Source organism: Arthrobacter sp. GmRoot5-12 (assembly GCF_059739365.1).
This window is the reverse complement of the sequence record NZ_AP046056.1, coordinates 3,654,171-3,671,485: the sequence shown is the minus strand read 5'-3', so window position 1 is coordinate 3,671,485 and position 17,315 is coordinate 3,654,171. Positions and strand designations below refer to the sequence as shown.

The 17,315-nt window shown below is 68.0% G+C and carries 14 protein-coding genes and 2 tRNA genes; 5 read left to right on the top strand and 11 right to left on the bottom strand.

Annotated features, from left to right (window positions below):
• Window position 1 precedes the first annotated feature (1 nt).
• On the bottom strand, window positions 2–1,456 hold the full coding sequence (gene leuC, locus AC6JAM_RS16945) for a 3-isopropylmalate dehydratase large subunit (RefSeq protein WP_026265621.1): 1,455 nt from the start codon (window positions 1,454–1,456) through the stop codon (window positions 2–4).
• Between the two features lie 113 nt (window positions 1,457–1,569).
• Between leuC and AC6JAM_RS16940 the strand changes: the two genes are divergently transcribed.
• Both AC6JAM_RS16940 and AC6JAM_RS16935 read left to right on the top strand, forming a co-directional pair.
• The gene (locus tag AC6JAM_RS16940) at window positions 1,570–2,289 is read left to right on the top strand and encodes an IclR family transcriptional regulator (protein ID WP_009356552.1); all 720 of its coding nucleotides are present in this window, start codon (window positions 1,570–1,572) and stop codon (window positions 2,287–2,289) included.
• Window positions 2,290–2,333: 44 nt separating this feature from the next.
• Window positions 2,334–2,879, top strand: coding sequence for a DUF1697 domain-containing protein (locus tag AC6JAM_RS16935; RefSeq protein ID WP_056387902.1), 546 nt, complete (start codon window positions 2,334–2,336; stop codon window positions 2,877–2,879).
• A gap of 23 nt (window positions 2,880–2,902) precedes the next feature.
• Here AC6JAM_RS16935 and AC6JAM_RS16930 read toward each other — a convergent pair whose 3' ends face one another.
• The 4 genes from AC6JAM_RS16930 to AC6JAM_RS16915 form a co-directional block, all read right to left on the bottom strand.
• A complete protein-coding gene (locus AC6JAM_RS16930; protein ID WP_497935299.1) occupies window positions 2,903–4,519 on the bottom strand; it encodes a GTPase in 1,617 nt (538 codons plus the stop codon).
• The gene (locus AC6JAM_RS16925; RefSeq protein ID WP_497935298.1) at window positions 4,516–6,282 is read right to left on the bottom strand and encodes a dynamin family protein; all 1,767 of its coding nucleotides are present in this window, start codon (window positions 6,280–6,282) and stop codon (window positions 4,516–4,518) included. The genes AC6JAM_RS16930 and AC6JAM_RS16925 overlap by 4 nt, the downstream gene beginning before the upstream one ends.
• A 180-nt stretch (window positions 6,283–6,462) precedes the next feature.
• Window positions 6,463–6,538: transfer RNA gene (locus tag AC6JAM_RS16920), tRNA-Glu, on the bottom strand.
• 129 nt (window positions 6,539–6,667) lie between these two features.
• Window positions 6,668–6,739 (bottom strand) — tRNA-Gln (locus tag AC6JAM_RS16915).
• Window positions 6,740–7,050: 311 nt separating this feature from the next.
• On the opposite strand from AC6JAM_RS16915, the gene AC6JAM_RS16910 reads away from it, so the two are divergent.
• On the top strand, window positions 7,051–8,646 hold the full coding sequence (locus AC6JAM_RS16910) for a hypothetical protein (protein ID WP_497935297.1): 1,596 nt from the start codon (window positions 7,051–7,053) through the stop codon (window positions 8,644–8,646).
• An 89-nt stretch (window positions 8,647–8,735) separates the two neighbouring features.
• On the opposite strand, the gene AC6JAM_RS16905 is transcribed toward AC6JAM_RS16910, so the two are convergent.
• From AC6JAM_RS16905 to AC6JAM_RS16880, 6 genes are all read right to left on the bottom strand, one after another.
• Complete coding sequence (locus AC6JAM_RS16905; RefSeq protein WP_018768324.1) at window positions 8,736–9,476, bottom strand: HAD family hydrolase; 741 nt, start codon at window positions 9,474–9,476, stop codon at window positions 8,736–8,738.
• Window positions 9,476–10,990 carry a glutamate--tRNA ligase gene (gene gltX, locus AC6JAM_RS16900; protein ID WP_018768325.1) on the bottom strand — a complete coding sequence of 505 codons (1,515 nt, stop codon included), beginning with the start codon at window positions 10,988–10,990 and terminating at the stop codon, window positions 9,476–9,478. The genes AC6JAM_RS16905 and gltX overlap by 1 nt, the downstream gene beginning before the upstream one ends.
• Before the next feature lie 56 nt (window positions 10,991–11,046).
• Window positions 11,047–11,823 carry a fumarylacetoacetate hydrolase family protein gene (locus AC6JAM_RS16895; RefSeq protein ID WP_018768326.1) on the bottom strand — a complete coding sequence of 259 codons (777 nt, stop codon included), beginning with the start codon at window positions 11,821–11,823 and terminating at the stop codon, window positions 11,047–11,049.
• 10 nt (window positions 11,824–11,833) lie between these two features.
• The gene (locus AC6JAM_RS16890; RefSeq protein ID WP_497935296.1) at window positions 11,834–12,655 is read right to left on the bottom strand and encodes an MBL fold metallo-hydrolase; all 822 of its coding nucleotides are present in this window, start codon (window positions 12,653–12,655) and stop codon (window positions 11,834–11,836) included.
• A 216-nt stretch (window positions 12,656–12,871) separates the two neighbouring features.
• Window positions 12,872–13,984, bottom strand: coding sequence for a branched-chain amino acid aminotransferase (locus AC6JAM_RS16885; RefSeq protein ID WP_018768328.1), 1,113 nt, complete (start codon window positions 13,982–13,984; stop codon window positions 12,872–12,874).
• A gap of 104 nt (window positions 13,985–14,088) precedes the next feature.
• The gene (locus tag AC6JAM_RS16880) at window positions 14,089–15,141 is read right to left on the bottom strand and encodes a 3-isopropylmalate dehydrogenase (RefSeq protein WP_018768329.1); all 1,053 of its coding nucleotides are present in this window, start codon (window positions 15,139–15,141) and stop codon (window positions 14,089–14,091) included.
• A 150-nt stretch (window positions 15,142–15,291) separates the two neighbouring features.
• On the opposite strand from AC6JAM_RS16880, the gene AC6JAM_RS16875 reads away from it, so the two are divergent.
• Both AC6JAM_RS16875 and AC6JAM_RS16870 read left to right on the top strand, forming a co-directional pair.
• The gene (locus AC6JAM_RS16875; RefSeq protein ID WP_056387910.1) at window positions 15,292–16,485 is read left to right on the top strand and encodes a sensor histidine kinase; all 1,194 of its coding nucleotides are present in this window, start codon (window positions 15,292–15,294) and stop codon (window positions 16,483–16,485) included.
• Window positions 16,486–16,487: 2 nt separating this feature from the next.
• Entirely contained in the window at window positions 16,488–17,216 is a 729-nt protein-coding gene (locus AC6JAM_RS16870; protein WP_186447731.1) for a response regulator, read from the top strand.
• The last annotated feature ends 99 nt before the right edge of the window (window positions 17,217–17,315 follow it).

Below are 17,315 nucleotides of genomic sequence, written 5' to 3'. Positions count from 1 at the left end.
CCTAGGCTGCGTCGATGCGGATGGCGGCGGGTTCGGGAGCCGGGTCAAGGTCCGATGGAGAGCTGAGCGTGCCCCGTACTGCCGTGGCTGCGGCCACCACCGGGGAGACCAGGTGGGTGCGGCCACCCTTGCCCTGCCGGCCTTCGAAGTTTCGGTTGGAGGTTGAGGCGCAACGCTCCCCCACCTCCAGCTGGTCCGGGTTCATGCCCAGGCACATGGAGCAGCCGGCAAAGCGCCACTCAGCACCGAAGTCCTTGAAGACCTTGTCCAGGCCCTCGGCCTCGGCTTCCAGCCGGACGCGGGCAGAGCCGGGGACCACCAGCATCCGGATGTTCGGATCCTTTTGCCGGCCGCGGATGATGTCGGCAGCGGCACGCAGGTCCTCCATCCGGGAGTTGGTGCAGGAGCCCAGGAAGACGGTGTCCACGCGGATGTCCTTCATGGGCGTGCCGGCTTCGAGTCCCATGTACTGCAGGGCGCGCTCGGCAGCGGCCTTGGCGTTTTCGTCACCGAAGTCCCCGGGTGACGGAACGGACTCGGACAGGGACACGCCCTGGCCGGGGTTGGTGCCCCAGGTGACGAACGGCTCCAGGGTGTTGGCGTCCAGGTCAACCTGCACGTCGAAGGTGGCGTCGTCGTCGGTACGCAGCGTATTCCAGTACTCCACGGCGGCGTCCCAGTCCTCGCCTTCCGGCGCGTGGGGGCGGCCCTTCATGTACTCGTAGGTGGTTTCGTCCGGGGCCACCATGCCGGCGCGGGCGCCGGCTTCGATGGACATGTTGCAGATGGTCATGCGCGCTTCCATGGACAGGGCGCGGATCGCCGACCCGCGGTATTCCAGGACGTAGCCCTGACCGCCGCCGGTGCCGATCTTGGCGATCACGGCGAGGATGATGTCCTTGGCGGTCACGCCGGGACGCAGTGTGCCCTCGACGTTGATGGCCATGGTCTTGAACGGCTTCAGGGACAGGGTCTGGGTGGCCATGACGTGCTCCACCTCGGAGGTGCCGATGCCCATGGCCAGCGCACCGAAAGCGCCGTGGGTGGATGTATGCGAGTCGCCGCAGACCACCGTCATGCCGGGCTGGGTGAGGCCCAGCTGCGGGCCCACCACGTGCACGATGCCCTGCTCGGCATCGCCCAGGCTGTGCAGCCGGACGCCGAACTCCGCGCAGTTGTTGCGCAGGGTCTGGATCTGGGTGCGGCTGGTCAGGTCGGCAATCGGTTTGTCGATGTCCAGCGTGGGGGTGTTGTGGTCCTCGGTGGCAATGGTCAGGTCCGGCCGGCGCAGCTTGCGGCCGGCCAGCCGCAGGCCTTCGAACGCCTGCGGGGACGTGACTTCGTGGACCAGGTGAAGGTCGATGTACAGAAGGTCCGGCTGGGCGTTGGCACCATCGCCGTCACCTTTGCGCACCACATGTGCGTCCCAGACTTTCTCGGCCAATGTCTTTGCCATGGCCATCTCCCTTCACTGCTGTTTGGCTGATTGATCCAACTGAATCAGGACGGCTCCGCGCTGCGCCAGCCGAAAGATTTGCATCTCAGATATTGAGACGGCAATATCATTACATGGACAATTCTAGTGGAGTCGGTGTCATTGATAAAGCGGCCCAGGTGCTCGATGCCCTTGAGGCCGGCCCCACCACGCTGGCGCAGCTGGTAGCCGCCACCGGCCTGGCCCGGCCCACTGTCCACCGCCTCGCTTTAGCGCTGGTGCACCACCGGCTGGTCAGCCGAGACATCCAGGGCCGGTTCGTGCTCGGCAGCAGGCTTGTGGAGCTTGCCTCCGCCGCCGGGGAAGACCGCCTGATCGCCTCGGCCGGGCCCGTACTCATGCAACTGCGCGATGCCACCGGCGAAAGCGCCCAGATCTTCCGCAGGCAGGGTGACTGGCGCGTATGCGTCGCCTCCGCGGAGCGCCCCATCGGCCTGCGCGACACCATTCCCGTGGGCACGCAGTTGTCCATGAAGGCCGGCTCTGCCGCGCAGGTCCTGCTCGCCTGGGAGGATCACGACAGGCTCCTCGAGGGCCTGCAGTCGGCCCGTTTCACGCCGACCGTCCTGGCAGGAGTACGACGCCGGGGCTGGGGACAGAGCCTTGGCGAGCGTGAGCCGGGGGTCGCCTCCGTTTCGGCACCGGTGAGGGGTCCGTCCGGCAGGGTGATTGCCGCCGTCTCCATTTCCGGTCCCATTGAGCGGCTGACCCGCCAGCCCGGCCGCCTGCACGCCGAAGTTGTCTGCAATGCCGGGCGCATCCTCACCGAGGCCCTCCGCAAGAACAACGACTAGGCTCCTGCCGGCCCCACCGGGGCTCCGGCCGCTAGGCTGTGCCCATGGGCAGCTATGCGGTGTTCCTCCGCGGCATCAACGTGGGCGGGATCAATATCAAGATGGCGGACCTGCGGGACGCGCTGAAATCCTGCGGCTTCACGGACGCAAAGACCCTGCTGGCCAGCGGAAACGTGGTGCTCAGCAGCACCCTGGACGCGGCAGCGGTCAAACAGGAATGCGAAAAGTGCCTCCGGGCCGCCTTTGGCTATGAAGCGTGGGTTGTGGTCCTGGACGCCGGGCGGGTGGCCCAACTGGTGGATGGCTGCCCCTACCCGGACGACGACAGGTCCACCCACACCTATATCACCCTGTCCTCGGACACCGCCGTCCTTGACGAACTGGAGGCGGCCGGGTCAGCCCTTGAAAGCCAGGACCAGCAGCGGCTGGGGCCCGAAGCGCTTGCCTGGCTGGCCCCGGCGGGAGGGACACTGGACAGCCCCTTCAGCAAGATCAGCGCGAAAACGAAGTTCAAGGCCGCAACCACCACCCGCAACCTGCGCACCCTCATCAAGGTCCGGGACGCCGCGGCCGCCCTGGCGGGCGGCTAGGTCATTATGGGCCGGTAGCAGCCCTACGGCCCCATGGCCTTCTTCAGCGCCTTGTTGAAGGCTGCCAGCCTGGCAATCTCCTCCTCCACGGGCGCCACCACCAGCTCCTGCGCCGCCGCTGCCACAGCGCTGTTCAGCCGCCGTCGTGCCCTTGCAGCCCGCGCCCGGGCAGCACCGGACGCAATGAAACGGCCGGTGACCGCCAAAAATATCCCCAGCACCAGGCCGAAGGCGATCATCAGGGTGGGTACCGGCCAGCCTTCCGCGCGTGGAACTTCGGGCACCGGCAGCTGCAGGTAGGCCAGTCCGGCCAGGACGCCAAGCCAGCCCAGGCCGCCCAGCACCGTCAGCAGCGCCAGCCACTGAACCACGTTGAAGGCACCCCACCACCACGCCTTGCGGTTGGCCCCGATGTCGGTCCCGGCGATGGCCTGGTCCAGGGCGTCGGGCAGCCGGTCCCGGCCGGCCCTGGCCCTCCCCCTAATCGCTGCCCGCCAGGGTCCCGGAGCCCCCTCGCTGGCCGCGTCCGCAAATTCCCTGACGGCAGCGTCCGTCCGGGCCCGCTCCGGCGCGCCGGCGGCTGGCAGGGAGGTCCGGTTCAGCCCGGCAGGTGAATCCCTGCGGAGATTGAGGCGGCGCAGCGGGTCCGGGCGGAACCTGGAGAGCCAGCGGGTGACGGGCCAGCCGGTGCGCCGGACGGACTCCAGCCGGTAGGACTGGCCGACGGCCCGCACCACGGCAGGCACGTTCGCTGCCACAGCCAGTTCGCCCGCGAGCCGGGACCTGGCGGCCGGCCGGACCCCTGCGGCGTCGCCGTCCCCGGAAGCCTGCCGCAGGTCCTGCCCGGCCTTAGTGATATCCGCCTCCAGCCGCCGGGACTGGGCCTGGCGCTGGACGGCCACCTTCCGGATCGCCGCCCGCACTTCCCCGATCCCCGCCCCCGTCACCGCCGATGAAGGGAGGACCCGCACCTGTCCCAGCCCTTCACCTGCAAGGATTGCGTGCAGCGAGTCGAGCACGGGCTGCACATCGTGTTCCGGGAGCCGGTCCACCTGGTTCAGGACCACAAGCGTGACGGCCCCGTGCGAAGCGTGCGGCGCCAGGAACCCATGGTGGACGGCAGCGTCGGCATACTTCTGCGGGTCCAGCACCCACACCAGGACGTCCACCATCCCCACCATCCGCTGCACGATCTCGCGGTTGGCTGCATGGGTGGAGTCGAAGTCAGGCAGATCGAGCAGGATCAGCCCCCTCTGTTCGTCGGCGAAGCCGTCCACCGGCGCGGCGTGATGCCGGTTTCCCACTTCCAGCCAGTCGAGGAGGGCTTCGCTGCCTGCCGCTCCCCAAACACCTGCCAGTGGTTCCGATGTCGTCGGACGGCGGGCCGCCGCCGTCGCGATCTCCGCGCCGCTGACCGCGTTGAAGAGGGAGGACTTGCCGCTTCCGGTGGCCCCGAAAAATCCCACCACGGTGTGGTCGCCGGACAAGGAACGGCGGGAACTTGCGCGCTCCAGGACGTCGAACACGTCCTGCAGCGCCTGGTCCGGCAGGACCCCCTCCCCCAGCTCCCGGGCGTCCTGGAGCGCCTGGAGCCGGGCGTCCAGTTTGGAGGACGCGTGTGCCCCGCCGTGGCGGCTCACGCGCTCTCCGCCAGCCGGGCCAGTTCCCCGGCCTGCGCAGCAAGGCGTTGTGCGAGGGCGGGATTGCCTTCCGGCAGCCGCTGCAGGAACTTCTCCTGCTCGTCTGCCAGCAGGCGCCGGCACCGCGCGGCCAGATCTTCACGGGCTTTATCAGCCATGCGGCGCACGGCGTCCTCGCCGAACACCGCTTCCAGCAGGCGCTGGCCCACGACGGCGGTTCCGCCCGCCACGCCGATCTCCAGTCCGGTCAGGCCCGCAGTCATCGAAAACACCACGATCATCAGCGCGGCGCCGAGGCCGTTGATGCCAAAGGACAGCCACCGGGCCTGCGTCCGCCGTCCCTGGCCTTCCGTCCGGATCAGCTCCATCAGGGCTTCCTGCCACGCCCGGATTTCCGCTGCTGCCCGTTCGGCGAACCCGGGCGCCGTCCCCGACAGGTCGTCCGGACCCAGCAGCTGCCGCCCCGCGGGGTCTGAGCGCCACCGCTGGTCGGTGTCCTCCGCTGCGTTGGCGGCCTCGTCCACAATGACGGCCTGAAGCCCCGTTTCGATGGCCGACTCAACCCCGACGGCCGGTGCCGGTTCACCGCGGAAGAAGGCCCCCAGCCTGTCCCGGAACCGCCCCACATTCTGCTCAAGGGCGCGGAAGAATTCACCGGTGCCCACAAAATCCTGCCACCGGGCCAGCACTTCGCCCCGGAGGAGTGCACCGTCGCGGGTGGCATCAAGGATCCGCTTGGCGGCATCCGCGTAAGCCGCCAAGGCGTCGGCCTCAAGTCGCGAGCCGGCCAGCTCCTGCTCACGGACGGCGCCTGCGATATCCGGAATCCGATGGGCCAGGGCGCGGACGGTTCCATTCAGGGTCCGCCGTGCGACGGCGGCCCGGCCGGCAGCATCGGCGGCCAGGGCACCAAGCCAGTCCCGCAGCTCATTGACAGCGCCGGGAGGCAGCATGCCGTGCGGATCAAGGACCGTCTCGGCGATGATGAACAGCCGGCTCCCACCGAGCCCCTCCCGTTCGAGCAGGCCGCGGAGGTCCTCGCTTACCTCCGCCTGCGCGCCCGGCGGCACCCGGTCCAGCACCACTGCCACAGTAATGTCCCGCGCCGCCGCGTCCAGGAGGAGCTTCCAGGGAACGGCGTCCGCGTACCGGTTGGCTGTGGTGACAAACACCCACAAGTCCGCGGCGGCCAGCAGTTGGCCGGCCAGCAGGCGGTTTTGGTCGGAAATGGAGTCAACGTCCGGGGCGTCAAGGAGTGCGATGCCGGCCGGAACCGCCGGATCGGCCAGCAGCACCAGCGAAGCGGCGTCGCGCGGCTCCGGCATGGCGCCCGCGGCGGCCGGACTGCCGGCGAGGGTACCGCGGATCCGGCTTAGCCCGGGCAGGACCCGCTGCCCTTCAAACCATGTTCCCTCTGCGGGGTTGTGCAGCAGGATGGGCTGGCGGGTAGTGGGGCGGATGGCCCCGGCACGCGTGACGGGATGCCCCACGAGCCCGTTCACCAGGGTGGATTTGCCGGCACCGGTGGAACCGCCGACGACGGCAAGCAAGGGGGCGTCCAGGCTCCGGTACCGCGGAAGGATGTAGTCGTCCAGCTGCGCCCTCGCGGCCGACGTTTCGCGGCGTGCCTGGTCCGCGCCCGGCAGCGCGAGCGGCAGCAGCACATCGTCCAGGCCGCTGCGGATCTCCTCCAGCAGGGTCACTGCCGCCATGGCGTGCGGCACCGGCGGGATGGGGCGGCCGTGCTCGTCATGGGAGGTCACAGCTACATCATGCCAGTTGAGTAGGGGGCGCGAAGTTCCACCGCGTGTCGTCCCCAGCAGGGAATTCCCCCGCAGCAGGACGGTTTCCTTCGAAACGGCAGGCGGTCTCGTCCGGCTGGAGGGGAACCGGCCTGATGCTCATAAAAAATGGCCCCGGGCTAATGCCCGGGACCATTTCGATGGTGACCCCAGCGGGATTCGAACCCGCGTTACCGCCGTGAGAGGGCGGCGTACTAGGCCGCTATACGATGGGGCCAGAGTACTTCCGGCAGCGTTTCCGCCGCTCAAGCTCAGTGAGTATTTCACACACTTTGCCGTGGTTTCAAATCGGCGAACCGAGTGGAAACCTACTGAATTCCAGCTGAAGCCAGCTTTCAAATCAGAGCTGGGATACCAGGACTCGAACCTAGAATGACGGTACCAGAAACCGTAGTGTTGCCAATTACACCATATCCCAATGGCACTTTCGGGCCGGTTTTCAGGGCTTTTTCCCTGCTCCGTGCGCCTCAGCACGAGAAATTACTTTACCCGAGACTTTCGGCTCGCACAAATCGGGATCGACGAAGTCGCCGGCAGCCGCATGGACTTCTCCATGCAGGCCCTTGCCCACGCTCCCGCCGTATGGTTACCCTCGAGTAAGTTACCCATCAGTAACAACTTCCCGTCCCGCTATCCGGGCACCCCCACGAGGAAACAGGATGGCCCTCCCACCAACGGTTTCGACCACCGGGCAGCGTCGCCCGGTGGCCCAGTTAGGAAGTGTCAGCGTTGACAACCCGCACAGAATCCATCGCAACAGCCAAGCCCAAAACCCGGTCCCAATCCATCGCCATCACGGCACTGTCCCTGCTGCTGGCTCTTTTCCTTGCGTTTTATACCTTCCTCACGGGCCAGATCGCCAACGGTGCCGCGCAGCTGATGGACGGAGCAGAGCAGGCTGCCGCGGGGGCCAACCAACTCAAAGACGGTTCGGGCCAGCTGGCAGCAGGAGCAGGGGCCGCGAACATAGGCGCGGCGCAGGTGAAGGACGGCTCGAACAAGGTCAGGGACGGCAGCAGCGAATTGAATGCCGGCGCCGCGGCCCTGCAGTCGGGGGCCGGCCGGATCTTCTCCGGAGTCCGCGACCAGCTGGCACCAGGGGTGGACAAGCTGCACGCCGGTACCACCAAGCTGCAGAATGATGTGCTGAACAAGCTGGTACCGGGTATCTACCAGGTGGACAACGGCGCACGGAAGCTTCAGTCCGGCGCCGTCGCTCTTTCCGCTGCGCTGACCCCAACCGCATCCGGAAACGCACCCAACAACCTTGCTGACGGCGCGGGCCGGATCGCTGCAGGCACGGGCCAGCTCGCCGCAGGTGCCGGCGATCTTGATGCCGGCGCCACCAAGCTGCGCAGCGGGACCGCAGCGCTGAAGGACGGCACCGGCCAGCTGGCAGCCGGAGCAAACCGGCTCAAGGGTTACCCGGGTGCCGGCAACGACCCCGCACAGGGCGACGGGCTCGCCGCACTCAGCCAGGGACTGGACCAGCTCGAAGCGGCAGCGAACGGACCGCAGGGCCTGGTACCCCTTGCAGTGATCAAGGACCAGATAGCCAAGCTGGCCGACGGCGGCCGGAGGGCCTATGCCGGGGCGGTACAGCTTGACGCCGGTGCAGCAAAGGTCAACGGCGGGGCCGGGGCCCTGGACGACGGCGCCGGGCAGCTGAAGACCGGAACGGGCAGGCTGGCCACGGGAGCCGGCGAGTTGAACGACGGCGCCGGACGGTTGAAGGCGGGCTTTGCCACCCTGGCGGAAAAGCTCAATGCGACGGATCCGCAGAACCCGGGCGTGGTGCTGGGCACGTCGATGCTGGCCGAGGGGACGGCGAAGATCCGGGTGGGGATGGACGGTGTGCCGGGCGACCCCGACCGTCCCGGCCTGATCTACGCCGCCAACAACCTCCAGGACGGCACCACCCGGCTCAGCGCGGGCATCAACGGCGGCGGCGACCCGGCGAACCCGGGCCTGCTGGCGGGAACGGAAGCCCTCTCCGACGGAACCGTCAAGCTCAGCAGTGGGACGGGCCAACTGGAATCGGGGTCCGCACGGCTCGCCGAAGGATCAGGTCAGCTGGCCGATGGCAACGGCCGGCTGGACGACGGTTCCGGCAAACTGGCGGAAGGCGCCGGCAAGCTGGCGGACGGCAACGCGAAAATCGCTGCCGGCACGCAGGAGCTGCACACGAAAGTGGCGGCAGTGTCGCCGTCGTCCTGGCTGGACAACCCGGGCATCGCCCTGCTGCTGATCGCGCTGCTCGTGGCCGCCGCCGTCGCGGCCTACCTGCTCCTGCGCCGCCGTGCCGCGGGCCTGCGGGCCCCCTGACAGCTGACGCAGACAGGCCGGGACCGCGGCCCTGCAAAAAGGGGGGCCGCGGTCCCGGCCTGCAACGCCTATGTGGCCGGCTGGTCCGGTTAGGCCAGCAGTTCCTCCAGGGAAGCAACCATGCTGCCCTCGAAGCCCTCCACAACCTCACCCATGCGGTTCAGCCAGACGCCCAGCAGCCCTGCCGCCGTCGAACCCTCCGCATCCAGCAGCCGGTTATCGCCCACGTACAGCGTTTCGCCCGGGGCAGTGCCCAGCAGCCGGACGCCCTCAAGGTACATGGCCGGATCGGGCTTGGCCACGCCAAGCGTGTCCGTGCCCACCAGGTGCGTGATCCGCTCCAGCCCGGCCCCGTCCAACTTGGCGCGCTGGTAGTCATGGACGTTGTTGCTCACGGCGCCGTAGGGCACTCCCGCATTGTCCAGGACGTCCAGGAGGGGCAGCACATCGGGGAACGGCTTCACGTACGCGGGCTGCTTCTCCATGTAGGCCGCCAGCCACCGGTGCGACTCCTCGCCCTCGCCCAGGTCAACGCCGAAGTGTCCCAGTGCCGCACGCCCGCGGAGCAGGCGTTGTTCGTTGAACGTCAGCTCGCCGGCCAGGTAGCGGTCGTAGAAGTGGGTGGTCTCGTGGGTGAAGATGCGGCCGAACCGCTCCCACCCGGCCTGGTCCAGTCCGGGCAGGAGGTGTTCGCTGACCTCGCGCAGCGCGGTGGTCATCGAATACTCGAGGTCCACCAGGGTGTCGTCAATGTCGAACAGGACGCCCCGGACACGGCCGAAAGGTGTCTCCAGTATGCCGGCTCGGGCCGCTTGGCTGGGAGCGGTCATCAGCCGCGGAAGGCGCGGAGCCGGCGCAGGGAGGACTCCTTGCCCAGGATCACCATGGACTCAAACAGCGGCGGCGACACGCGGCGGCCGGAAACGGCCGTGCGCACCGGGCCGAAGGCAAGCCTCGGCTTGATGCCCATGTCCTCCACCAGGGCCTGCTTGAGTGCGGCCTGGATGTTGTCCGGCGTCCATTCCGCCACCGGTTCCAGCGCGGCGATGGCGGCATCAAGGACCTCGGGAAGGTTGGCGGGAAGGCCTTTGCGTGCGTCGTCGGCGATGTCGATGGCGTCATCGGCCTTGAACAGGAACGCCAGCATGTCCGGGGCTTCGCCCAGGAGCGTGATGCGTTCCTGGATCAGCGGCGCCGCCTCGGTGACGATTTCCTCTTCGCGGTCTGTCAGGATCTCCCCCACCAGGCCTGCCTCGCGCAGGTAGTGCGCAACGCGGTCACGGAACACCTTGGGCTCGAGCATCCGGACGTGGGTGCCGTTGATGGCCTCGGCCTTCTTCAGGTCGAAGCGGGCCGGGTTGGCCAGGACGTCGTGGACGTCAAAGTGCTCCACAAGCTGCTCCACCGTAAAGATGTCCTCGTCCGCGCTGAGGGACCAGCCCAGCAGGGACAGGTAGTTCAGCAGCCCTTCCGGGATGAAGCCCCGCTCCCGGTGCAGGAACAGGCTGGACTCGGGGTCGCGCTTGGACAGCTTCTTGTTGCCCTGGCCCATGACGTAGGGAAGGTGGCCGAACTCCGGCATGTACTCGGCGACGCCGATGGCGTACAGCGCCCGGTACAGGGCGATCTGGCGGGGCGTGGAGCTGAGCAGGTCCTCGCCGCGCAGCACATGGGTGATGCCCATCAGAGCGTCGTCCACCGGGTTGACCAGCGTGTAGAGCGGAGCACCGTTGGCCCGCACCACGGCGAAGTCAGGGACGGAACCGGCCTTGAACGTGATGTCGCCGCGGACCAGGTCGGTGAACGTGATGTCCTCGTCCGGCATGCGCAGGCGGAGGACAGCCTGCCGGCCCTCCGCCCGGTACTGCGCCAGCTGCTCCTCCGTCAGGTGCCGGTCAAAGCCGTCGTAGCCAAGCTTCGGGTCCCGCCCGGCCGCGCGGTGGCGCGCCTCGATCTCCTCCGGGGTGGAGAAGGACTCGTAGATGAACCCGCCGTCATGCAGCCGCTTGATGACGTCCTGGTAGATGTCGCCGCGCTGGGACTGCCGGTACGGCTCGTGCGGGCCGCCGACCTCAACGCCCTCGTCCCAGTCGATGCCCAGCCACTTCAATGCGTCGAGCAGCTGGTGGTAGCTTTCCTCGCTGTCCCGCGCCGCGTCCGTGTCCTCGATGCGGAAAACCAGCGTGCCCTTGGTGTGGCGCGCGTAGGCCCAGTTGAACAGGGCCGTCCGGATCAGTCCAACGTGCGGGGTACCCGTGGGCGACGGGCAGAAACGGACCCGGACGGGCGTCTCGGCGGTAACGGGCGGAATGGCTGCGGCGGGTGACGAAGAAGCGATAGTCATAGTGGCTTCAACTTTACCCGCCTGGCCGGGTCCGGCCTTCCGCCGGCCGGACAGGCCTAGCGGCGGACGATGGGGTTGGAAAGCCGTCCGATGCCCTCGATTTCCACCTCGAAGCGGTCGCCCTCCTTGACCAGGCCCACGCCGGCGGGCGTGCCGGTCATGATCACGTCGCCCGGCAGCAGGGTAAACGCCTGCGATACCACCGACACCAGTTCGCGCACGCCGCGGATCATCTGGCTGGTGCTGCCGTCCTGGCGCACTTCACCGTTGAGCCTGCCCTGGATCCGCAGGTCCTCCGTGTCCAGGTCGGTCTCGATCCAGGGCCCCAGCGGCGCGGAGGTGTCGAAGCCCTTGGCGCGGGTCCACTGCAGGTCCGTTTTCTGGACGTCGCGGGCCGTGAGGTCGTTGCCGCACGTGTAGCCGAAGATGACATCGTCCACGCGGTCTTCCGGCACGTCCTTGCAGATCCGGCCGATCACCACGCAGAGTTCAGCTTCGAAGGAGACCTCTTCGGAGAACTCCGGCAGCACCACGGGGTCGTTGGGGCCCACGACTGCGGTGTTGGGCTTCAGGAAGAGCAGCGGCTGGGCGGGGACCTCGTTGCCGAGTTCATGGGCGTGATCCACGAAGTTCCGGCCAACGCCGATCACCTTGCTCCGCGGGATGATCGGCGCCAGCAGCCGGACGTCCTCCAGCTTGTGGCGCACGGATGTGCGCTCCACGCCATGGAAGAAGGGGTCGCCGTGGATGACAGTGATTTCCTCACTGCCCGGTTCACCTTCCACAACGCCGTACAGGGGATCGGAATCGACTACAAACCTGGCAATACGCATGGCTCCTACCCTACCGTCCCGCCGGTGCCGCCTGGCCCGCGCTGCCGCCGCCGCGCAGGTAGGACAGCTGCGCGGCCACGGACAGCTCGGCGGCACGCCGCACGGAAGGCTCGACGTCGGAATAGACGGCGTCGGCCACTTCCCCCGCGGCTGCATCCTGGCCCAGCCGGTCCAGCGCGGCGCGGATCTGCGCCAGCCGTTCTTCCCGGTGTGTCCGGTAGTCCCGTGCGATGGCTTCAAGGGAGGGCAGCACCGGGCCGTGGGCCGGGAGGACGGTTGCGGGCCCCAGCGCTTCGAGCCGGTCCAGGGATGCCAGGTAGTCGCCCAGCGTGCCGTCCGGATAATCCAGGACGGTGGTGCCGCGGCCAAGGACGGTGTCGCCCGTCAGCACCGATCCATGGTCCCCGTCCGCAGGCAGGTGGAAACAGACGGAGTCTGAGGTGTGGCCGGGCGTGGCCAGGACGACGATCTCCAGCCCTGCGGCCTGGATCACCTCTCCATGGACCAGCGGCACTCCCCCGCCGTGGCAGTGGCCGGGCTCCGCCGCCCGGACCGGCGCGCCCGTCAATTCATGCAGGCGGGCGGAACCCGCCGTATGGTCCGCGTGCCGGTGGGTCACCAAAATCAGTTCGACGGCGGCGGTCCCGGCCAGTGCGTTCAGGTGCGTTTCGTCCCGGGGACCGGGATCCACGACCACCACGGAGGAATGGCCGGGGGCACGCACGAGGTAGGAGTTGGTGCCGTCCAGGCTCATGGGGCCGGGGTTGGGTGCCAGGATGAACTGTGTGAGCCCGGAGCTGCGCTGCAGCCGGGGGCCGGAAACTGAAGTCACCGGTCCATCCTTGCATCCGGCGCTGCCCCACCCCAGCCCCGCAGCGCGTCGGTGTGCCGGCATCCACCCCGCAACAGTCAGCAGCTTGTTCGCACAACCACGCCTTCAAGGTCAGGATCTGCGAACCAGCCCAGGAATGCCTGTTGGCCGGAACGCAGGACGGCGCCTGCCGGACCCAAGTCCGGCAGGCGCCGTCGTACATTGAAAACTGCCAGGCTATGCCAGGCGGGTCAGCCAGCCGTGGGTGTCCGGCTCCGTGCCCGTCTGGATGCCCAAGAGCTTTTCGCGGATGGCCATGGTGGTCTCCCCCGCCTTGGCGTCCTCGGAACCGATGAACTCGGTGGCGTCCTTGAGGACTCCGATGGGAGTGATGACGGCTGCCGTGCCGCAGGCGAACACTTCGGTGATGTCACCGGAGGCCACGCCGTCACGCCACTCGTCAAGGGTGATCTTCCGCTCGGAAACCTCGCGGCCCATGTCCTTGGCCACCTGGATGACGGACATCCGGGTGACGCCTTCCAGGATGGTCCCGGTGAGCGCGGGCGTTACCAGCGAGCCGTCCTTCATGACGAAGAACACGTTCATGCCGCCCAGTTCTTCCACGGCGTTGTCGTTGGCCTGGTCAAGGAACAGGACCTGCTTGCACCCGTTGGCCTCGGCCTCCTGCTGCGCGATCAGCGAAGCCGCGTAGTTGCCGCCGCACTTGGCGTCGCCGGTGCCGCCACGGCCGGCGCGGGCATACTGCCGGGAGATCCAGATGGACACGGGCTTGAGCTCGCCGCCGAAGTAGTTGCCGGCAGGCGAGGCGATCACCCGGAAGGACACCTCGCGGGCGGCGCGGACGCCCAGGAAGGCCTCGGTGGCGATCATGAACGGCCGCAGGTACAGGGCCTCGCCGTCGCCGGAGGGGACCCACTCCTTGTCCACTGCCACCAGTTCGCGGATGGCGCCGAGGAAGTACTCGGCCGGCAGTTCCGGAAGGGCCAGACGGCGGGCGGATTTGTTCAGCCGCGCCGCGTTCGCCTCCGGGCGGAAGGTCCAGATGGACCCGTCCGCGTGGCGGTAGGCCTTCAACCCTTCGAAGATCTCCTGGCCGTAGTGGAAGACGGCGGCGGAAGGATCCAGGACGATCGGACCGTAGGGTTCGATACGGGCATCGTGCCAGCCGCCGTTGCCGTCCGCGTCCACGCTGTAGTCCACGATGGCGGTGTGGTCGGTGAAGTAGTTGCCGAATCCCGGGTTTGCCAGGATAGCTGCACGCTCTTCGGCGGACTTCGGGTTGGCCGAAGGCTGCCGGGTGAATTCGACGCCATGGGCGGTCTGGGTCATGGTTCCTCCACGATCGGCCGCCACCTCGTTCAGCGCTGAACGGCGGGGCGGCATTTGGTGATTCGAGACAAGCTTACGCCCGATGCCGGATGCCCCGGCGCGGGCTAAAGGCCGGCGGTGATGGCGTCGCCCACGGCCGTGGTGCTGCGTGCGGTGCCGTCACGCTTTTCGACGTCGGCAACCACGGCAGCTTCAATCCTGCGGGCGGCGTCCGTGTAGCCCAGGTGGTCCAGCAGGAGGGCCGCGGAGAGGATCGCCGCGGTGGGATCTGCCTTGCCCTGGCCGGCGATGTCCGGCGCGGAACCGTGGACCGGTTCGAACATGGACGGCGCGGTGCGGTCCATGTTGATGTTGCCGGAGGCGGCCAGGCCGATGCCGCCGGTGATGGCAGCGGCGAGGTCGGTGATGATGTCGCCGAACAGATTGTCCGTGACGATGACATCGAAGCGGGACGGGTCCGTGACCATGAAGATCGTGGCGGCGTCCACGTGCAGGTAGTCGTGAGTGACGTCCGGGAATTCCTGGGCGACGGCTTCGACGGTGCGCTTCCAGAGGTGGCCGGCGAAGACCAGGACGTTGTGTTTGTGCACCAGGGTGACGTGCTTGCGTTCCCGCGCGCTGGCGCGTCGGAAGGCGTCACGGACCACGCGCTCCACGCCGTGGGCGGTGTTCAGGGAAACTTCGGTGGCTACCTCGTGCGGGGTGCCCGCACGCAGGGTGCCGCCGTTCCCGACGTAGGGCCCTTCGGTGCCTTCGCGGACCACGATGAAGTCGATGGTGCCGGGGTTGGCCAGGGGGCTGCCGACGGTACCGTAAAGCCGGGAAGGCCGCAGGTTGACGTAGTGGTCCAGGCTGAACCGGAGCTTGAGGAGCAGCTCACGCTCGATGATGCCGGACGGGATCCGGGTGTCGCCGGGGGCGGCGCCCACCGCGCCGAAGAGGATGGCGTCGCGGGTCTTCAGGTCGGCCAGGACGTCGTCCGGCAGGGTCTCGCCGGTGCGAAGCCAGTGCTCGGCGCCGAGCTCGTAATGCGTGGGCTTGAGCTCCACGCCCTCCGCCGCAACAGCCTTTTCCAGGACTTTAAGGGCCTCGGCAATGACCTCGGGGCCGATGCCGTCGCCGGGAATAACTGCAAGATCGATGGAGGATGCGCTCATGTCTTCAGGGTAGCCAGACCATCCATATGCTGGTCAAGCCGTCCCATATTCCGGACACCGGGTCCGTCGGCGGCGTTGGAGTCCCGGACGTGTACAGCGATCAGCCCCAGGCATGAGGCACCCGCCACCGCATCAGCATAGAGTTTCGGGGTGGAATTACGGCACAAGGCTTATCACTGGCTCCGGGTCAACACCTTCCGGGTGGACCTGGTCCTCATGCTGGCGCTCCTGCTTTTCTGCGGCCCGGTGTACCTCATCGCGGACCGACCCTGGCACTTCGTGCTGTCGAGCGCACTGGTGGTGCCGCTGGCATGGCGACGCACCCGGCCGGTGCCCGCGGCGGGCGCCATTGTGGTGGCATCTCTGGCGTTATGGGCATCCGGGCTGGAGCCCCTGGCGGGATTGATGGCTGTTCCGCTGATCATCTATGCCGTTGCCGCCTACGGTCCTGCCCGGGCCAGCCGGTCGGTCCTGGGCCTGGGCCTGCTGGGCGGCGTGCTGCTGACCACCCGAAACCTCAGCAGCACGGCCCAAACGGGCGTGCTGGGCCTCACCATTAGTGCCGTGTACACCGTACTGATCTGGATGCTGGTGTTGTTCAGTTGGACCCTCGGGGACCTGACACGCGTCCGCCGTCAGCAACTGCAGACCCTCGCGGACCGTGCCCGTCGGCTCGAAACCGAACAACAGCAGGAACGCTCCCTGGCCGCCGCCGATGAACGCGCCCACATTGCCCGTGAGATGCACGACATCGTGGCGCATTCCCTGTCCGTGATCATCACCCAGTCCGACGGTGCACGATACGCAGCGGCAGCCAACCCTGCCGTGGCCACGGAAACGCTTGCCACCGTCGCCGCCACGGCACGGGAATCGTTGGCGGAAATGCGCCGGCTGCTGGGTGTGCTGCGGCACGGCGATGAGTCCACCACCCGCCCGTTGCCCGGACTTGTGGACCTCGATGAGCTGTTCCTGGGGTTCCGTGCGGCCGGCCTGCCGCTGGACGTCGAACGGCTGGGATCGCCGCGGCGCACCCTGCCTCCGGGCGCCGAACTCACGGCATACCGGGTCCTCCAGGAATCCCTGACGAACGTCCTCAAGCATGCAGGTCCGCGGGCCCGGGCCCGGGTTTTGGTGCGGTGGCAGCCACGCGGGCTGCAGCTCGAAGTGCACGACGACGGCCGGGGCGCTGCTGCCCATCCGGCGGTGGGTGCCGGGGAAGACGGCGGTAACGGGCTGCGGGGCATGCGGGAACGGATCAGCCTTTACGATGGTTCGTTGGCGGCCCGCCCGGCCGCGGGCGGGGGCTTCCAGGTTTCGGCCTTCCTTCCCTACACCGAGGCTTGAGCATGACATTGCCACTAGACCGCGACACAACCGCTCCGATCCGAGTGGCGCTGGTCGATGACCAGCAACTGGTGCGCTCGGGATTCAGCATGCTGATCAACTCCCAGCCGGACCTTGACGTCGTGGTCGAGGCCGGAAACGGGTTCGAGGCACTCCAGGCCCTCGGAGCAGCAGCCGCCGACGTCGTCCTGATGGACGTGCGCATGCCGGGAATGGACGGCATCGAGGCCACCCGCAGGCTTATCGAACGCGCCGCTTCCGCCCCCGCCGGGTCAGCCAGGGCTGAACTTCGCGTCGTGGTGCTCACGACCTTCGATCTGGACGAGTACGCACTGGCGGCCATCCAAGCCGGCGCCAGCGGTTTCCTCCTGAAGGACGCCCCGCCGGAGGAACTGCTGGAAGCCATCCGCACGGTCCACCGCGGGGACGCCGTCATCGCCCCCTCCACCACCCGCCGGCTCCTGGACCACGTAGCTCCGCTGCTGCGCGCGCACGGCAACGAACGGCCCGAGGACCACGAGGCCGTCGAACGGCTCACAGCCCGCGAGCGCGAAGTGTTCACCCTCATGGCACAAGGGCGATCCAACCCTGAGATCGCGGCAGACCTGTTTGTCTCCGAAGCAACCGTCAAAACGCATGTAGGGCACATCCTGGCCAAGCTTGGGGCACGGGACCGGGTCCAGGCAGTCGTGCTCGCCTACGAGACCGGGGTTGTCACTCCCGGGGGCTGACGCCTGGCGCGGTGGTCTCAGACCTGGGTATGAGGCCGGCCCCGGCAGGACCAGACCACCGGCCGATCCCCGGGCGCCGGGTGCGGCCATAGCGTGGAA

Coding starts and splice junctions, on each gene's coding strand:
- leuC (WP_026265621.1), bottom strand. CDS start 1,456: ATGGCAAAGACATTGGCCGAGAAAGTCTGGGACGCACATGTGGTGCGC.
- AC6JAM_RS16940 (WP_009356552.1), top strand. CDS start 1,570: ATGGACAATTCTAGTGGAGTCGGTGTCATTGATAAAGCGGCCCAGGTG.
- AC6JAM_RS16935 (WP_056387902.1), top strand. CDS start 2,334: ATGGGCAGCTATGCGGTGTTCCTCCGCGGCATCAACGTGGGCGGGATC.
- AC6JAM_RS16905 (WP_018768324.1), bottom strand. CDS start 9,476: ATGACCGCTCCCAGCCAAGCGGCCCGAGCCGGCATACTGGAGACACCT.
- gltX (WP_018768325.1), bottom strand. CDS start 10,990: ATGACTATCGCTTCTTCGTCACCCGCCGCAGCCATTCCGCCCGTTACC.
- AC6JAM_RS16895 (WP_018768326.1), bottom strand. CDS start 11,823: ATGCGTATTGCCAGGTTTGTAGTCGATTCCGATCCCCTGTACGGCGTT.
- AC6JAM_RS16885 (WP_018768328.1), bottom strand. CDS start 13,984: ATGACCCAGACCGCCCATGGCGTCGAATTCACCCGGCAGCCTTCGGCC.
- AC6JAM_RS16880 (WP_018768329.1), bottom strand. CDS start 15,141: ATGAGCGCATCCTCCATCGATCTTGCAGTTATTCCCGGCGACGGCATC.
- AC6JAM_RS16870 (WP_186447731.1), top strand. CDS start 16,488: ATGACATTGCCACTAGACCGCGACACAACCGCTCCGATCCGAGTGGCG.